Origin of the sequence: Leptolyngbya sp. 'hensonii', assembly GCF_001939115.1 — a bacterium.
Taxonomy (GTDB): domain Bacteria; phylum Cyanobacteriota; class Cyanobacteriia.
Genome location: NZ_MQTZ01000051.1, coordinates 1 through 16,160, shown reverse-complemented (window position 1 = coordinate 16,160; position 16,160 = coordinate 1). Strand labels below are relative to the sequence as shown.

Genomic DNA, 16,160 nt, shown 5'->3' with positions numbered 1-16,160 from the left:
TAGATTTGAAGGATTTATGATGAAGCTCTGGCTCTGGTGGCACTTTCCTGATTGACATCTTCACTTACCTACATTTCGCCTCTCTGCACTTTCCTGACTGGCACTTTCCTGACTGGCACTTTCCTGACTGGCACTTTCCTGACTGGCAGCTTACTGAATTCGCACGTTCAATGGGAATTTTCTTGGAAAGGCATGGTTGAGACTGCATCTATCTGACAGCTTTAGATTAGCCTGCTCTGAGATGGCAGCGTAACCGTGATATCTCTCGTTCCTTTAGTACTTTTGTGCTAATAATGAATAATCTATGATGAAGACTCCTGATATGTCCATGGCTACGAAGGCATCTTTTTCTGCTGCTACACCACCCTCAAAGGTCATTGGGACTGTTAAAGGGCCAGGAGAGAATGGTAATCAGTATGTTTTCATTACAGCGGATAATCAACAGGTTAAAATCGGTGAATTTGTCTATTACAGGGTTCCATCAGACCGGAAGACACTTCAAATCCTGGGTAAAATTTCAGAGCGGCAATTAATTGATCACCTGCCAGACCGAATTTTTGCTGATACTGAGATTAGCCCGGAGGCGATCGCAGCTCTGGTGGGCTTTGCCTACACCAACCCAGAGATCTATGAAGTTGCGGTTGATGTGATTGGACATTTTGACTCTGCTCTGGGGTTTATCAATCCTCGAAAAGCCCCCGATCCAGGTTCTAAGGTCTACCTGGCTGATGACGAGACGTTACAAAGAGTTCTCAACCGCAAACAACCGGGTGAGATTGGGGCAGTCCATATTGGGCATCTACTGCTCCGGGATGAAGGGGCAGTGAATGTGGCTTTGGATGTGAAAGAACTGGTGAGTACCCATATGGCCATTCTGGCGGGAACTGGTTCTGGCAAGTCTTACACGGCTGGGGTTCTGATTGAGGAACTGCTGCGTCCTTATAATCGGGCTGCTGTTTTGATCTTTGATCCCCATGGGGAGTACGATACGCTGGCTCAGATGCAAGATCACCCGGCGTTCCAGGGGGAGGATGGCTATCTGCCCAAAGTGAATGTGCTTAAGCCTGATCACATTCGTATTCGCATGTCCTCTCTGGATTACTCCGATATCCTGGCGTTGTTACCAGAGATGAGCGATCGACAACAATCGATCCTTAACAAAGCCTTTAACCTGATTCGACGGCATAAACGGGGAGAATATCGCTGGGATATTCAGGATCTGATTGCGGCGGTCTATGAAGCAGATAAGCAAACAGATGAGGAGGGGAATGAAAAGGCAGGTTCCTCCGCACCTGCCTTGGAATGGAAATTAGAGCGACTGGCCCGATCGCCCTATTTTCATGCCTTTGAGCATCTCGCTCCCAAAGATTTATTTGAACCGGGGCAGGTTACAGTGGTTCAGATGAATGAGATCAGCCAGGAAGAACAACAGGTGATCTGCGCTGCCATCCTGCGTCAGACAAACCAGGCTCGCATGGGCACTCAGAAGGAGCAGATCCTCTCGGAAGATGAAAACTACCTGCCCTATCCCGTGTTTATTCTGTTGGAGGAAGCCCACCGATTTGCGCCAGCTCACGAACCTTCCCGCTGTAAGGCGGTGATCCGGACGATTCTTAGTGAAGGCCGCAAGTTTGGGCTGGGGGTTGGGTTGATTACACAACGTCCTGGAAAACTGGATGCAGACGTGCTATCCCAATGTATGAGTCAGTTTATTATGCGCATTGTGAATCCAGTGGATCAGGAAAGCCTGAAATATGGTGTTGAGGCTGCCGGTCGAGATCTCCTGAAGGAACTTCCGGCCCTGACTAAGGGGCAGGTGATTATTGCGGGTGCCTGCATCAATACCCCTGTACTTTGTAAGGTGCGGCATCGCCTGACCACCCATGGTGGAGACACGTTGAATGCACCGGAACTCTGGCAGAAACACTTCGAGTCTTATCGGGTGCAGTCAAGGGCTGCTCAGAAAGCCCCCCTGACTGAGCGAAAACGTCCTCAGACATTTCGGGGCGTGAGTATTGAGTGACCTCCGCCCGTCGGACTGCTCTATCACTATGAGTCTGCCCGTGAAGGCTACTCATGGGTGGAGGCATCAGGCATGACGGTTCCAGTCAGTTTGGTGTTGCGCAGATTAGCCCGATCTATTCTGGCATTAAGCATCACTGCTTCTATCAGGGAGGCTTCGCTCAGATTAGCCCAACTCAGATTGGCCCGGTAGAGATTGGCCCGGTTCAGGGTTGCTCCTCGTAGACTGGCCCAACTCAGATTGGCATTTCTGAGGGTGGCTGCAGTCAGGTTAGCTTCAATTAAGGTGGCCCCGCTCAATCTGGCCTTATTCAGGTTTGCCTCCCGTAAGTTAGCTCCTTCCAGGGTGGCCCCGTTCAATACGGCATCTGTAAGATTGGCTCCCTCCAGCATGGCTCCACTCAAGATGCCATTGGTTAAGTTGGCGGCTTCCAGGTTGGCCCCCACCAGAACAGCATTGGTCATATTAATTCGGGTCATGGAGGCTTCCACAAGTTTTGCTTTGCTCAGGTTTGCGCCCCGCAAATCTACTTCGCTCAGAATGGCCCCGCTCATGTCCACATTGGTCATATTGGCCCCAGCCAAGTGAACCCCCCGCAGGTTAGCCCCATGGAGGATGACATCTCGCAGGTCAGCACCTGTAACGGCGACGCCGATTAAATTAGCTTCTGAAAGGTTTGCTCCGTAAAGGTTGAGTTCCAACAGATTCGCTTCTCGCAAGTTTGCGCCCCGCAGGTTTGCGCCCCGCAGGTTAGCCCCATGGAGATTGGCTCCTCGCAAATTAATGTCACTCAGGTCTGAGCTGCTCAGGTCAGCTCCAATCAGGTTAGCGTTGCGAAAATCTCTCGCGCCAGCTGCATATTGACCTAATAGCTCACTCGCACTCATCGGCTTGATCTCAAATGTCCCTGCTCTATAGATAGCTCTATAATGGCTTGCTTTAACATAGCTTACTCGTCCAACGGTGCCCTTCAGCACAGTAAACCTTTTTGAGGCCATGACGCAAACCGCTGGAGATTCTGACACAATCAGTAGAAGTTGTCATGGGTCATGGGTCATTTGTGGGCAGGACATGTGGCAAAGCATAACCTGTGACTGGAATCAATCACAAACGATACTTCTATTCCAGTTAAGATCAGTAAATATCAGCAGAGAATCGGAATGCGAGAGAATCTTAGAAGTCAGATTGTCACCCAGGGCGTTCAACGATCGCCGAATCGGGCTATGTTACGGGCAGTTGGGTTTGGGGATAGTGATTTTACCAAACCGATCGTGGGCATTGCCAACGGCTATAGCACGATTACCCCGTGTAATGTAGGGTTGAATATCCTGGCGCAACGGGCTGAGGTCGGTGCCAAAACTGCCGGAGCCATGCCCCAGATGTTTGGGACGATCACCATCAGTGATGGGATTTCCATGGGCACAGAAGGGATGAAGTACTCCCTGGTATCGCGGGAGGTGATTGCAGACTCGATCGAAACCGTCTGTAATGGCCAGAGCATGGATGGGGTGCTGGCGATCGGGGGCTGCGACAAGAATATGCCAGGGGCAATGATTGCGATCGCCCGGATGAATATCCCGGCCATCTTCGTCTACGGCGGTACCATTAAACCGGGTCATTACGCAGGTCGCGACCTGACGGTAGTGAGCTCTTTTGAGGCAGTTGGCCAGTACAGTGCTGGGAAGCTGAGCCAGGATGAGTTGCTAAATGTAGAACGGCACGCCTGCCCTGGCCCCGGTTCCTGCGGCGGGATGTATACGGCCAACACCATGTCCTCTGCTTTTGAAGCGATGGGCATGAGCCTGATGTATTCCTCAACCATGGCGGCTGAAGACGAGGAAAAGTCTGATAGTGCTGAGAAATCAGCTTTTGTGTTGATGGATGCCATTCGCAAGCAAATTTTGCCTCAGCAAATCCTCACCCGGAAGGCGTTTGAAAATGCTATCTCGGTGATTATGGCAGTGGGGGGATCGACGAATGCGGTGCTGCATTTGCTGGCCATCTCCCGTGCGATCGGGGTGGACTTAACCCTGGACGATTTTGAGGCGATCCGGGGACGGGTTCCTGTGATTTGTGATCTGAAACCTTCCGGGCGGTATGTTGCCACCGATCTCCACAAAGCTGGTGGTATTCCGCAGGTGATGAAAATGCTGCTGAGCCATGGGCTTCTGCATGGAGATGCGCTGACGATTACGGGCCAGACGGTTGCAGAAGTACTGGCAGAGGTTCCAACTGAGCCCCGTCCGGATCAGGATGTGATTCGGCCCTGGAGCAATCCCATGTATCCTCAGGGGCACCTGGCTATCCTCCGGGGCAATCTTGCGACGGAAGGGGCTGTTGCCAAGATTACGGGAGTGAAAAACCCCCAGATTACGGGGCCAGCTCGGGTGTTTGAGTCGGAAGAAGATTGTCTGCAGGCAATTCTGGCGGGCCAAATTAAAGCTGGAGATGTGCTAGTAATCCGTTATGAGGGACCCAAAGGGGGGCCTGGGATGCGAGAGATGCTGGCTCCTACCTCAGCCATTATTGGGGCAGGCTTGGGGGATAGTGTGGGCCTGATCACCGATGGACGGTTCTCCGGTGGAACCTACGGTATGGTCGTGGGGCATGTGGCTCCAGAAGCAGCTGTAGGAGGCACGATCGCCCTTGTTCAGGAAGGGGATATGATTACGATCGATGCGCCAGCCCGACTGCTGCAGCTCAATGTTCCGGATGAAGAACTAACTCGTCGCCGGGCGGCCTGGCAACCACCCCAACCTCGATACACTCGAGGAGTGCTGGCGAAATATGCCAAATTGGTCTCTTCCAGTAGTGTAGGTGCTGTCACTGATCTGAACCTATGAGTTCTACCAATCCTGCCCTGAGTCGCCGTGATTCCGATATTGGAGCCTTGGGAGAAGACCTGGTATCCCGCTGGTTGCAACAACAGGGTTGGATGGTGCTTTACCGGCGCTGGCATTGTCGTTGGGGTGAGATTGACTTGATTGCTCGTTGGGACCCAACAGGGCAATCTCCAGGACAGCCAGTGCTGGCTTTTCTCGAGGTCAAGACACGCAGTTACAGGAACTGGGATGCGGATGGTCTCCTCTCCATTACGCCCAAGAAGCAGCAGAAGCTCTGGCTGTCGGCCCGATCGTTTCTGGGAGACCATCCCGACCTGGCCGAACTACCCTGTCGCTTTGATGTTGCCCTCGTTTGTTGTCGGCGTGTTCCGGTCAGGCACATTCAACCCTTGCCGATCGTTCAAGAACAGGAGCGTCCGGATCCGATGAAGTCTGTTATTCAATTAGGGCAGCCTGTGGTTGCAGGAAGCTACCAGTTGGTGTTGCAGGATTATATTTCAGGGGCCTTCGATCGCTAATCGGTTCACGATAAAGCAACAATCTCTTTGAACTATGTCAGGAGTAGCTAACCTGGCTGCAGAAGTAAGGAGCATTCGCCTATCATCAAACAGGGTCTGTTATTTTCTAATGAGTCTCTAACCTCTTTTCGAGGGTTGCTGTCAAATTTTTGTCGTGATCTGCCCCTTGAGATGGTTGCAGGCAGCGATACTTTATACCTTTGATTAAGGTGAGTGTACGTGTTATTAGGGATCTAGCTCTTTATGGGCACAATGCATTATGCCCTTATGCAGGATTGTGTTTCTTGCTGGTGGTCGTTAACTCTGACACCTTAAAACATAGTGACCTCTCCAAACTCTACATCTTCTGTCTCAGGTATTTGGTTTGCTCTGGCCACCGTTTTTTTCTTCAGTATCAACACTTCGATCGCCAAAATTTTCGTGAGCTACATTCAGCCGGTCATGCTGGCAGGATTACTGTTCCTGGGAGCTGGTTTAGGGCTTCTCCTGTTTTACTTGATGGCAAAGGGGGTAAGAAAGCCAGACGCAGGACTACAGAAGTCTGATCTGGGTTGGTTCATGGCAGCGACGATCTCAGGGGGGGTGCTGGCTCCGATTTTGTTAATGATTGGGCTGACTCAGGTGACGGCCTCTACAGCGTCCCTGCTATTGAATTTTGAAAGTGTGTTTACGGCAATCCTCGCCTGGACTGTGTTTCGGGAACCCTGGCACTGGAGGGTGCTGCTGGGTATTGTCATCATTACTGCGGGTGGTGCTGTTTTGTCAGGGGCTGATCCCAGCCGCATTGGCCTGTCTCTGGGCACTCTGGCTGTCCTGGGTACCTGTTTATTATGGGCTCTGGATGGTAACCTGACCCGAAAGATTGCCATCCGAGATTCCCTGCAGGTGGCCATGCTCAGAAATCTGATGGCTGGGCTGATTGATATTACGATCGCCCTCAGCATAGGTCAATCTTTTCCTCCACCCATAGTCATTCTGCAGGTCTTTGGGGCTGGCCTCTTGTGTTATGGTCTGGCCATCTGGTGTTTTACCCTGTCCCTGCGCTACCTAGGGGCGGCTAAAACGGGGGCATATCTGTCGCTGGTTCCTTTTGCAGGGGCGGCTTTCGCCACCCTGCTCCTGCAAGAACCAGTGACAGAATCATTACTGGCTGCTGCTGTCTTGATGGCGATCGGGGCTGGTTTTTGTCTGAGTGATCTATCCGGGCAGACTGGTAAACCATAACTGGCTTACAAGGCGTTGACAAATTGTGGATCGAGCAGCTTTGAAAGGTCAGGAATTTTGGGAATTTTGCCCTGCTCCTTTAAAAACTTTGCCATCTCGGTCATTGGTTTCAGCAAGTATAAATTGCTATTTGGATCTCCCAGCATGGCCCGATTCATTTTCAGGTCGGGAATTTGAATTCCTTTTAATTGGGGCTCCAATTCCTCGGGTGTGATTTTCAACTGTCTGGCCATAATAGGCAGGGCTTCTTTGGGATTGTTCTGAAGAAACTCTAACCCCTTAAAATGACCCTGGATAAAGGTTGAAATGGCTTTAGGATTAGTTTCAATGAAGCGGGTATTAAAGACGTAAATATCGACGATCGCTGTTGGCATCTGTTTGGAACTGTAGATGACACGGCCATCTTTCTGAGTTGCCAGGGCCTTCTCGTAGAAGGGGGAATAGCTGTAAGCGATCTCAATCCGACCAGCCTGCCATGCCGCTGCAGCAGCATCCGGAGCGGTATTGATCAGCATCACATCCTGCTCCCTGAGCCCGACCTCAGCCAGAATCTGTAACAGGAAGAAATGGCCAATCCCACCCAATTCCACCGCAATCTTCTTGCCTTTAAAGTCCTGGATGCTGCCAATGCTATTGCGGGCCAGAACCACATCTGCGCCCAGAGAAGTATCTTCCACCAAAACAATCCGAAAATCTGCCCCCTGGGCTGCCAGGGTAATGGCCTCAGAAATCACAGGAGCCAGACCATTCATCTGCCCAGACGTGAGGGCTGGAAAAGCCTGGGCAACGATATCAAAGACCTTAATATCCAGTTCTAGTCCCAATTCTTGATAAAAGCCTTTTTCCCGGGCGATGTAGATAGGAGCATTGCCGATCCAGGTGGTGACGGCCATGGATGCCTTTAAAGGAGTTTCGTTAGAAGCAGGGACTACAGATTGCTGGCCAGAAGGGGTTGTGCAGGCATGCAGGCTGATTCCGGCGATCGTTCCGCCCATCATCCATAGAGCCTGACGCCGGGTTAAGTTGTGTATCCTCATAAAGTCACCACAGAAGGGAGATGGATAGATATCCTGACCTGATCATTCGTATAAATGCAAGTGTTGAACCTGCGATACACTCAATTTATTCAGCCAGGTTTACGGTTCATCAGAACCTGCTGGCATGGGAAGGTAGCGATACCAGCTTGGAGCAAGAGACGGGATATGGGTGTGGAACGTTGGACTGATGACCAACTAGATCGATTAATGGCCAATGATTTGGCCATGGATCAGCAACTGAGACAGTTAACCATGATCGTAGCGGCCAATGCTACAGCAATTAGTGAATTAAAAAGTTCTGTGAGCGAGTTGCGGGTCTCTGTGAGCGAGTTGCGGGTTTCTATCAGTGAGATGAGAGAAGCAGGCAGTGAATTACAGGTTTCCGTGGGTGATCTAAGAGTGTCTGTCAACGACCTGAGGGAAGGTCAGGCCATGTTGCTGCAGATGTTTGTTCAGGAACAGGAGGCCATCCTGGATTTTCGGTGCACGACCAATGCTTCCCTTGATCGCATCGATCGGGCGTTGGACTATTTGATGCAACAGTCCCAGAAGGAAGAATGACGGAGTCTCGAGAGTCGAAACAGGCGTTGCGGCGATCGCTCCTGGCTGCAAGGCAGGCTCTTCCTAAATCGGTGTGGCAGGAGAAAAGTCTGCGTCTCTGCCAACAGTTACAATCCTTCTCTATCTTTACTCAGGCAAAAACCATCCTGGCCTACTTCAGTGCCCGTCAGGAACCGGATCTCAGCTCCCTGTTCGAGAGTAACCAGACCTGGGGGTTTCCCCGCTGTGTGGGGCCTGATCTGGTCTGGCACCAGTGGCGACCAGCAGATACTCCTCCCTTACAGCTAGGTCCATATAAGATTCTGGAACCCCATGCCGATGCCCCAATGATTGTGCCAGAGTCTGTTGACCTGCTGTTGATTCCAGCCCTGGCCTGCGATCGCCGGGGCTATCGGTTGGGATATGGGGGCGGGTTTTACGATCGCCTCCTCAGTACACCCCCCTGGCAGGAAAAGACCACGATTGCGGTCATGTTTGAGTTTGCTCGCCTGGAAACATTACCGGTGGAGTCCTGGGATGTGCCGGTCACCGCAGTGGTGACAGAGACCGGGTTGTTTGCCTGTCGATCGTGAGGACTGGTGTATGAAAGAGGTTTGAGGTATAACTTGCAGGAGACTCGCGCAGCATCCCCCAGTAGATTTATGCATCAAGCTCCTCCCCGTCAAGTTCCTCCCCTTTCCGGCAATCAGATCGCTCAAAATCCGACTGCGATCATTCCCATGGTTCAATTTCGGGATGTCAACAAAATTTACAGCAATGGCAGTCGGGGGTTGCTGGGAGTCAATCTGGAGATCAAGCAGGGAGATTTTCTCTTTATTACAGGTCCCTCTGGGGCTGGAAAATCTACCCTGTTGAAATTGATCTACGGTGCTGAGCACCCCAGTCAGGGTGAGGTGTTGGTTGAGGGGGGCTCGGTTGCGCCTTTACGGGGAAACCGTCTGGCCATGTTGCGGCGACGAATTGGGATTGTGTTTCAAGACTACAAGTTGATTCCCCGGCGTACGGTCAGGGAGAACGTAGCCTTCGTGTTGCAGGCCCAGGGATATGCCCGCAGTGAAATTTTGCGTCGATTGCCACCCACCCTGAAAATGGTCGGTCTGTTGGAGAAGGCGGATTGTTTTCCAGATGAACTTTCCGGAGGGGAACAGCAACGGGTGAGTATTGCCCGTGCCGTGGTTGCAACGCCGCCCCTCCTGCTGGCAGATGAGCCGACAGGTAACCTGGATCCGGATAATTCCTGGCAGGTGATCAAGATTTTGAAGAAGTTACATGCGGTGGGTATCACGATTATCGTTACAACCCATGATGAGCACCTGGTACGTCAGTCTAACTTTCCCGTCGTCCAGTTGCGAGATGGCCGGTTGCATCGGGTCAGGCACTAGAAAGCAGGGGCGGGCTAGGGTCGGCAAACGATTAACCCAGCAATTCTTGATAATACTGGGCTGACTGCTGGGGCAGGTATGTGGTTCTCCGCAGCCTTTGATCGGCTATTTTGAAGGCGTGGGTAATATTAATCCGACTGAGAAAGTCTAGGTCATGAGAAATTACCCACAATGCCCCATGGTACTCATTCACAGCATCTACCATTTGATCAACAGTTGTGATGTCCAGGTTGTTGGTCGGTTCATCCAGAATCAGCCAATCAATTTCAGAGACGCTGATCATGGCCAGAGCCAATCGTGCCAGTTCTCCCCCACTTAACCAGGATGCTGATTTATCCACATCCTGGTTGAAAAAGAGGAAATGCCCCAATTGCTGGCGGACCCATTGATACTCCAGATCTGGATTGGTGGCCTGCATGTTCTCCAGAACAGTGAGATGGCGATTCACCAGCTCATAGGTTTGATCGAGATACACCACATGCATCCTGGGAGACAGGAACACTTCTCCAGACTCCAATAGAGCTGGGGTGTTAGAGCGCTGGAGGATGGCGTTAGCCAGGCTGGATTTGCCAGAACCATTGGCTCCTGCGATCGCCATCCGATCTCCAGATACCAGATGCAATTGAAGGGCCTGGATCAGTAGCCGATTCTCTACCCAGAGATTTGCCCCTTGAATGTCGATCAAAGTCTTGTGTTTTTGACCCTGCTCTTTCAGGTGAATGATTGTGGTTTTATGGGTTCTGACTTTAGTTACGGCTACTTTCTGAGTGGCCTCTGTGATGGCAGCCTCATGGGTTTGTTTCAGTTTTCCTGCCGTGACTTCGGCTCTGCGCTGGTAAGTGCCAGCCAGAATTTTAGGCATGCTGTTAGCAAGGTGTTGACGACCATATTGCCGGGATCGAGCGACCCGCTGTTGTTCTTGCTGAGCATTTCTCTGGGCTCGTTTCAGTTCTTTCTGGGCAACTTCATGCGATCGCAGCTTTGCTTCCAGTTCAGTGCGTTTCTGTTCCCGGTAAGCTGAAAACTTCCCGCCGTAAACGACCAGACCATCAGGGGTTAATTCCCAGGTGGTGGTGGTCACTTGATCCAGAAAAAACGGTTTGTGGGAAACCAGGATGAATGCGCCCTGGAACTGTTTCAGAACCTGCTGTAATTCCTCCAGAGCTAGATAATCCATGTGATTAGTCGGCTCATCCAGCAACAGAACATTGGGTTCCTGGGCTAATCCGATCGCCAGAAATAGTTTCGTCAGTTCACCCCCACTCAATTGGGCGATCGGCAGGACAAGATCTAGATTGGTGTGAAACTGGCTTTCCAGGAGATTGGTGATGCTCCACCAGTCCTCCGAAAGACCAATCAAAAAGTTCAAGACGGATGTCTGTTCCAGGTGCTGCCGGATGGTGCTAATTTGAGGTAGGTAATAGACAGAGCCCTGCCGTTGAACGGAACCAGCGGTCGGAGTAATCTGTCCGGCCAGAATTTGCAAGAGGGTCGATTTACCGACGCCGTTTTTACCCACTAAAGCGACATGGGCTTGACTGGCTGCCAGACTGACCTGCACATTTTTGAAAAGGGTGCGATCGGGGGATAGTTCATAGGCTAATCCCTCAGCCAATAAATAAGGTTGCTGTGGCATGAAAAACCTCATTCTTCTGTAGAGTCTGATGCAGGAATAGGGGGCAACTCATGATTGCCCGGAGAAGGATGGGGATAGGGCTGTGGTCTAATGCATCGACAAAGCTCTTGGTTGTTTAATGCCTGCTAACCATCAATCTGCAGGTGGGGTGTGGGAAATTAAGGCTCTGCAACAAAGGATTAGATTAGCCAAGCTGAAGCGTGATCAGGCTCATATCTGTTGTGACTATCCGATGAGTATGTACTACATGATATCACAATAGACTACATTGACACGCCAGAAGATGCAGATGCTGGCTAAGCCTGGTTAGCTGCAATGCTTCCCATTGTGATTTTCTGGTGAAGGAATCGCTTTCTCTTTAGAGCCTTTAAAGAAGACACTGAATTTGTATTTTGTGCGTAAAGCTACATAGAAAGCCTTAGATTACTGATTCGGATTGTGGCAAATTTTACTCAGGCGAGCTTTTATGCTGACAAGCTTCCCCTGGCAGCGGAGTTTGATGGGGTGCTCTGGAAACGGGATTTCAAAATTATTTTGTTGGTTGCTGCTCTGCTTCAGCACAACAGATATGCAAGTCTTCCCGTTCGAAGCATTTTTTAATACTGGCTAATTTCCGTGTGTTTCCCTAATCCTAAAAGAGGGCATTGTCGTGATGAATAAGTGGTCTATTGTTTTTACTGCAGCTTCTTTGATGTTGGGCCTGGGTGCTGGTGCAGCTAATGCTTACACCCTCTCGATCGGAGGAACCCCTGCTCCCGGTGAAGGGTTGAAGTCTTCTGTTCCAGGTGCAGTTACCGTTACCTTTGACGAACCGATTCCCAGCTTACTGACCTACTCCGCCGGAGCGACAGTTGTGCAGGGGAATGTTGGGGGACAGTATGCCGCTCCTCCTGGAGATGGGTCCAAATACCTGACTATTTCTCCTAAAGGCAGTGGTGTGGTGGGAGCTAGTGGCCCTATCACAATTACCGCAAGTCAGGATCTCAAATACTTTGGCTTCTATGCCGGTTCCCTGGATAGCTACAACTCGATTAAGTTTCTCTCCAAAGGGGTTACAGTAGGAACTTTTGGGGGGACTCAACTGGCTGCCCTGGCTAACACAGTGGCCAATGGGGACCAGAGCAAGGGCTTCTACTATAACTTTGCGGCTGACGGTGCGGGGGAATTCTTCGATACTGTGGTCATGGATTCCAGTGGAATTGCCTTCGAAACCGACAACCATGCCTTCAGGACGGCGGTGCCTGAGGCTGGGACGATTGCGGGTCTGGCTGCGATCGGCGCGATCGGCGCTGCAACGCTGCTGCAACGACGGGGACAGAAGGTTGCGTAGGCTCAAACAATAACTTTTGCCAGGATCATTCTGGCGGAGTGACTCTATAGCAGGCTGCTGGGTCCCATCAGGGTGCAGCAGCTTTTTTATTGGAGCCAGGAGGAGATCCCCGATCGGGCAATTCTATAATATTAGACTTAACGACTCTACCCTCTCCATCCATGACCACCCCTTCCCGCCGTTACCACATCACCACCTTTGGCTGCCAGATGAACAAGGCCGATTCTGAACGGATGGCCGGTATTCTGGAGGAAATGGGGTTTCAGTGGTCAGAACTGCCTGAAGAGGCAAATCTCATCCTCTATAACACCTGCACCATTCGAGATAATGCGGAACAAAAGGTTTACTCTTACCTGGGGCGACAGGCGAAACGGAAGCATGAACAGCCTGATCTGACCTTAGTGGTGGCAGGTTGTGTGGCGCAACAAGAGGGAGAGGCGCTGCTGCGCCGGGTGCCTGAGCTGGACCTGGTGATGGGTCCCCAACATGCCAATCGGCTACAGGATTTGCTGGAACAGGTTTTTAGCGGCAATCAGGTGGTTGCCACTGACCCCATTCATATTTTTGAAGACATCACGAAACCCCGCCGGGATAGTACGGTAACGGCTTGGGTGAACGTGATCTATGGCTGTAATGAGCGCTGTACTTACTGCGTGGTGCCGAACGTGCGGGGAGTAGAACAGTCACGCACCCCGGAAGCGATTCGGGCAGACATGGAAGATCTGGGACGGCAGGGGTTCAAGGAAGTCACCCTGCTGGGGCAGAATATCGATGCCTATGGGCGAGATCTTCCTGGAGTCACAGTGGAGGGCAGGCACCTGCACACCCTCACCGATCTGCTCTACTCCGTTCATGATGTACCCGGAATTGAGCGGATTCGGTTTGCCACCAGCCACCCCCGCTATTTCACGGAACGCCTGATCCAGGCTTGTGCTGAGTTGCCCAAGGTGTGTGAACACTTTCACATTCCCTTCCAATCGGGGGACAATGACGTGTTGAAAGCCATGGCCAGGGGCTATACCCAGGAGAAATACCGTCGCATCATCGATACCATTCGGGAGTACATGCCGGATGCGTCCATCAGTGCTGATGCGATCGTGGGCTTTCCGGGGGAAACCGAGGCTCAGTTCCAGAACACCCTCAAGTTAGTGGCGGAGATTGGCTTTGACCAATTGAACACAGCAGCCTATTCCCCTCGGCCTGGGACGCCAGCCGCTCTGTGGGAAAGCCAGTTGAGCGAGGAAGTCAAGCGCGATCGGCTGCAGCAGTTGAATCATCTGGTGTCTCAGCAGGCCGCAGAGCGCTCCCAGCGTTACCTGGGCCGGGTGGAGGAAGTGCTGGTGGAGGACCGGAACCCCAAGGATCCAGGCCAGGTGATGGGGCGAACCCGTGGCAATCGGCTGACCTACTTTCCGGGGGATCTGACTGGCCTCAAGGGCTGCCTGATCCCGGTTCGAATTACAGAGGTGCGGGCCTTCAGTTTGACGGGCGAACCTGTGGGTAATTTGTGATAATCTGAACGGCATTCGATTCGGGGATTTATTATGGCGAAATTGCAGGTGGGCCTTCTGTTTGGGGGGCGTTCCGGTGAGCATGAAGTGTCGATTCGATCGGCCCAGGCGATCGCTCAGGCCCTCAGGACTGATGCCAATGCTGCCGCCTATACCGTCTTGCCTTTTTACATTCGGAAGGATGGGTATTGGGAAGCGGGCTCGATCGCACAACAGGTGCTGGAGACGGCTGTTCCCCTTGCGACCCCCTCTGCCCACTTGTCGGCTCAGGCCCGCTGGCAATTTCCAGGTGAAGCCGCTGACATTGAGGTCTGGTTTCCGATTCTGCATGGTCCGAATGGTGAAGATGGAACGATTCAGGGGCTTTTGCAGTTAAACCAGGTTCCTTTCGTTGGTTCTGCTGTGCTGGCATCGGCGGCAGGGATGGATAAGATTGCGATGAAAACAGTTTTTGCCCAAGCAGGGCTGCCCCAGGTCAAGTATGTGATGGTAGAGCGGGCTCAGATCTGGTCTAACCCCTGTATCTATCCCAAACTCTGTGACGAGATCGAAGCGGCTTTGGGCTATCCCTGTTTTGTCAAGCCAGCCAATTTGGGATCCTCTGTAGGGATTTCTAAAGTCAGGACAAGAGCCCAACTGGAAGCAGCTCTGGATAGTGCGGCCAGCTACGATCGGCGTCTGATTGTCGAAGCGGGCGTTCCTTCACCGCGCGAGGTGGAATGTGCCATTCTGGGGAATGATCAACCCCGAGCTTCTGTGATTGGGGAGATTACCTATCAGAGTGATTTCTACGATTATGAAACCAAATATACCGAAGGCAAGGCAGATCTGATGATTCCGGCAGATTTGCCCCCTGCGATCGGAGAGCAGATTCAGACTATGGCGATTCAGGCGTTTCGGGCGATCGATGCCGCTGGGCTGGCCAGGGTTGACTTCTTCTATGTTCAGGCTACAGAAGAGGTATTCTTAAACGAAATCAATACCTTGCCAGGGTTCACGGCTACCAGTATGTACCCTCGCCTCTGGGAAGCAACAGGGGTGACTTTCCCAGACCTGGTACATCAACTGGTGCAACTGGCTTTGGAACGGAATCGGCCCCTTGAACTTTGAACTTCTGTATCTCTTTCCTGATGAATGACTTGACGATCCGACTTCCTTAGAGTGTACTCTGAAGAAAAAACAGAGCTAAGCCTTCCTGTGTCTAAGCCCTCCCGGCAGCCATCTGTAGTAAAACCGCCTAGCAGCCGCCCTCGTAAGCGTGGCGTGCTGGTTTGGGCTTTTATAGTCTGTTACCGATGGCCTATTCTCTTCTGGGGCGGTCTCTGGTTGATTTTGGCCCTGGTAACCTGGTTGGCTATTTCTGGTATTTTGAGCCCCGGCTTAGAGGGTGCACCAACCCTTCAGGCCACAACGTCTCAATCTTCAATTCAGTCTTCTGAACCTATTTTCATTTATCAGCCCGGTCTGACTGATCTGGGTACTTCCTGGTTGGTCGCAGCGATCGCCCTGGGCTGTTCCATTGGGTCATTTATCATTCTGCGTCGTTTAACCCATTTGGGTCGCAGTCGCAAACCAAAGCGGTCCAGGAATCATCTATCGTCCCACTATCCGTTTGTGCCGAAGCAGCGTCAGGCTGCCGATCGTTCGCCCCTCCAGGCGACCAAGCCTGTAGCCTCCAAAAAGCCTGCTGGCCAGCAATTTCCCTCACAGAAAAGAAATCAGGGCAATCCGCAAGTTCAGGCTAAGCCAAAGCCTCCGGCCAAGCCCCAGTCTCCTCGGTTGCCTCAAACAATGTCGAGTTATTCGGCGATCGCAACCAAGTCTAGCTCCTATGTCCCCTTGCGGGATCAGATGCCAAGTGCAGGGGCCAAGGGAAAGGGGCGAATGAAGTTGGTTTCAAAGCGGACTAAGAAACCGATTGTGACGGTGGTGCCCCCAGAGCGGAGTCATTCTCTGGATTGGGGGGATGCAGGTCTGGCCAACAGGATGGATATTCGGAAGCGCCGATCGTATCGATAACGGACGGGTGAATTACTAGGGAATGAGAATTAAATAACACCGATAAACTCCTGATTGCCCTCACCCCCCTGCCCCC

General features: G+C 51.9%; 14 protein-coding genes. 11 read left to right on the top strand and 3 right to left on the bottom strand.

Annotated features, from left to right (window positions below):
• Positions 1-304: 304 nt before the first annotated feature.
• Positions 305-2,023, top strand: a complete 1,719-nt coding sequence (locus tag BST81_RS21735; RefSeq protein ID WP_363080617.1) for an ATP-binding protein — start codon at positions 305-307, stop codon at positions 2,021-2,023.
• A gap of 47 nt (positions 2,024-2,070) precedes the next feature.
• On the opposite strand, the gene BST81_RS21730 is transcribed toward BST81_RS21735, so the two are convergent.
• Entirely contained in the window at positions 2,071-2,910 is an 840-nt protein-coding gene (locus tag BST81_RS21730) for a pentapeptide repeat-containing protein (protein WP_075600619.1), read from the bottom strand.
• A gap of 273 nt (positions 2,911-3,183) precedes the next feature.
• On the opposite strand from BST81_RS21730, the gene ilvD reads away from it, so the two are divergent.
• The 3 genes from ilvD to BST81_RS21715 all read left to right on the top strand — a co-directional run bounded on the left by ilvD (position 3,184) and on the right by BST81_RS21715 (position 6,608).
• Positions 3,184-4,866 (top strand): dihydroxy-acid dehydratase, encoded by a 1,683-nt coding sequence (gene ilvD, locus BST81_RS21725; RefSeq protein WP_075600618.1) that lies wholly within the window; start codon positions 3,184-3,186, stop codon positions 4,864-4,866.
• Positions 4,863-5,384 (top strand): YraN family protein, encoded by a 522-nt coding sequence (locus tag BST81_RS21720; RefSeq protein ID WP_075600617.1) that lies wholly within the window; start codon positions 4,863-4,865, stop codon positions 5,382-5,384. Before ilvD ends, BST81_RS21720 begins: the two co-directional genes overlap by 4 nt.
• A gap of 321 nt (positions 5,385-5,705) precedes the next feature.
• Positions 5,706-6,608 carry a DMT family transporter gene (locus BST81_RS21715; protein ID WP_075600616.1) on the top strand — a complete coding sequence of 301 codons (903 nt, stop codon included), beginning with the start codon at positions 5,706-5,708 and terminating at the stop codon, positions 6,606-6,608.
• A 5-nt stretch (positions 6,609-6,613) separates the two neighbouring features.
• Here BST81_RS21715 and BST81_RS21710 read toward each other — a convergent pair whose 3' ends face one another.
• Complete coding sequence (locus BST81_RS21710) at positions 6,614-7,645, bottom strand: ABC transporter substrate-binding protein (protein WP_075600615.1); 1,032 nt, start codon at positions 7,643-7,645, stop codon at positions 6,614-6,616.
• Positions 7,646-7,810: 165 nt separating this feature from the next.
• On the opposite strand from BST81_RS21710, the gene BST81_RS21705 reads away from it, so the two are divergent.
• From BST81_RS21705 to ftsE, 3 genes are all read left to right on the top strand, one after another.
• On the top strand, positions 7,811-8,206 hold the full coding sequence (locus BST81_RS21705; RefSeq protein ID WP_143780453.1) for a hypothetical protein: 396 nt from the start codon (positions 7,811-7,813) through the stop codon (positions 8,204-8,206).
• Positions 8,203-8,778, top strand: a complete 576-nt coding sequence (locus tag BST81_RS21700) for a 5-formyltetrahydrofolate cyclo-ligase (protein WP_075600613.1) — start codon at positions 8,203-8,205, stop codon at positions 8,776-8,778. Before BST81_RS21705 ends, BST81_RS21700 begins: the two co-directional genes overlap by 4 nt.
• Positions 8,779-8,847: 69 nt before the next feature.
• Entirely contained in the window at positions 8,848-9,588 is a 741-nt protein-coding gene (gene ftsE, locus BST81_RS21695) for a cell division ATP-binding protein FtsE (RefSeq protein ID WP_075600612.1), read from the top strand.
• Positions 9,589-9,619: 31 nt separating this feature from the next.
• Here ftsE and abc-f read toward each other — a convergent pair whose 3' ends face one another.
• Complete coding sequence (gene abc-f, locus BST81_RS21690) at positions 9,620-11,224, bottom strand: ribosomal protection-like ABC-F family protein (protein WP_075600611.1); 1,605 nt, start codon at positions 11,222-11,224, stop codon at positions 9,620-9,622.
• Positions 11,225-11,876: 652 nt separating this feature from the next.
• On the opposite strand from abc-f, the gene BST81_RS21685 reads away from it, so the two are divergent.
• From BST81_RS21685 to BST81_RS21670, 4 genes are all read left to right on the top strand, one after another.
• The gene (locus BST81_RS21685; RefSeq protein ID WP_075600610.1) at positions 11,877-12,554 is read left to right on the top strand and encodes a hypothetical protein; all 678 of its coding nucleotides are present in this window, start codon (positions 11,877-11,879) and stop codon (positions 12,552-12,554) included.
• Between the two features lie 161 nt (positions 12,555-12,715).
• Positions 12,716-14,065, top strand: a complete 1,350-nt coding sequence (gene miaB, locus BST81_RS21680) for a tRNA (N6-isopentenyl adenosine(37)-C2)-methylthiotransferase MiaB (RefSeq protein WP_075600609.1) — start codon at positions 12,716-12,718, stop codon at positions 14,063-14,065.
• Between the two features lie 33 nt (positions 14,066-14,098).
• Positions 14,099-15,175, top strand: coding sequence for a D-alanine--D-alanine ligase family protein (locus BST81_RS21675; RefSeq protein WP_075600608.1), 1,077 nt, complete (start codon positions 14,099-14,101; stop codon positions 15,173-15,175).
• A gap of 87 nt (positions 15,176-15,262) precedes the next feature.
• Positions 15,263-16,084 (top strand): hypothetical protein, encoded by an 822-nt coding sequence (locus BST81_RS21670; protein ID WP_143780452.1) that lies wholly within the window; start codon positions 15,263-15,265, stop codon positions 16,082-16,084.
• Positions 16,085-16,160 lie beyond the last annotated feature (76 nt).